The sequence below is a fragment of the Alteromonas sp. KS69 genome (genome assembly GCF_003989595.1).
Taxonomy (GTDB): domain Bacteria; phylum Pseudomonadota; class Gammaproteobacteria; order Enterobacterales; family Alteromonadaceae; genus Alteromonas; species Alteromonas naphthalenivorans.
Genome location: NZ_PYHU01000079.1, coordinates 1 through 1,020, shown reverse-complemented (window position 1 = coordinate 1,020; position 1,020 = coordinate 1). Strand labels below are relative to the sequence as shown.

The 1,020-nt window shown below is 44.8% G+C and carries 1 protein-coding gene; it reads left to right on the top strand.

Annotated elements, in window-relative coordinates; genetic code table 11:
• The first annotated feature begins 61 nt into the window (after positions 1-61).
• Entirely contained in the window at positions 62-1,018 is a 957-nt protein-coding gene (locus tag C7Y69_RS21420) for an IS1595 family transposase (protein ID WP_013783130.1), read from the top strand.
• Positions 1,019-1,020: the final 2 nt, after the last annotated feature.

The window sequence follows — 1,020 nt, the reverse complement described above, 5'->3', positions numbered from 1 at the left end:
AGGCTATGTTCTGCTAAATTGTTGCTATACTGTATATGAATACAGCCATTGAGGATTAATCATGCTCCCAGCACAATTTACAAAGCTTATAGCCGAGTTAGAACACTTAACAGATAGTCAAACCCGTTATGTTGAGAAGCTGCTGAAAGGCACTGATAGCGTCTCACAGTTGATAACAGAGCTTGAGGAGCGGATGGTTGAAAACCCTGAATGTCCGCACTGTCATAGCTCACTGATCAATCGGCACGGCAAGGTAAACAAGATGCAGCGTTATCGCTGCAAGAACTGCGGCAAAACCTTTGTAGCGACAACGGCGACACCGCTAGCTCGCCTGAGGTACAAAGAGCTTTGGTTAGAATATATTCGCTGTATGCTGGACAGTAAGCCATTGCGTAAATGTGCCGAAGAATGTGGCCTCCACCTTGAAACATCGTTCAGGTGGCGGCACCGATTCTTGGCACTACCATCAGCACTGAATGCGAGCAAATTAGAAGGCATTATCGAAGCAGACGAAACACTTTTTCCCTACTCAGAGAAAGGCTCAAAACGGATGACTCGTCAGCCCCGTAAAAGAGGGGTGAAAGCGAAAAAACGAGGGCGTTCAAAGGATGATTGGGTGCCAGTTTTAACGGTCAGAGACCGAGCTAAGAATACGTATGAAGCCGTTGTACCAAGTGTTACATCGGCAGCTCTGCATCAGGAGCTAGCAGGAAAATTAGAGAAAGACAGTGTGTTGTGTAGTGATGGCTATAAGCCCTACATAGCTCTTTCTGAGAAAAATGATTTAATACACAAGCGCTTAGATGTGGCAGGAGGAGTTAAGGTGATAGATAAAGTCTTTCACATTCAAAATGTTAACGCCTATCACAGCCGTCTGAAAGCGTGGATAAAACGGTTTCACGGAGTAGCCACAAAATACTTGGAACACTACCTAGGTTGGTTCAGGTTTATGGATAATCCAGAAAACCTTAACGAAAACAGGCTCTTTTCGATTCAACAACAGTTAATCCGAACATAGCC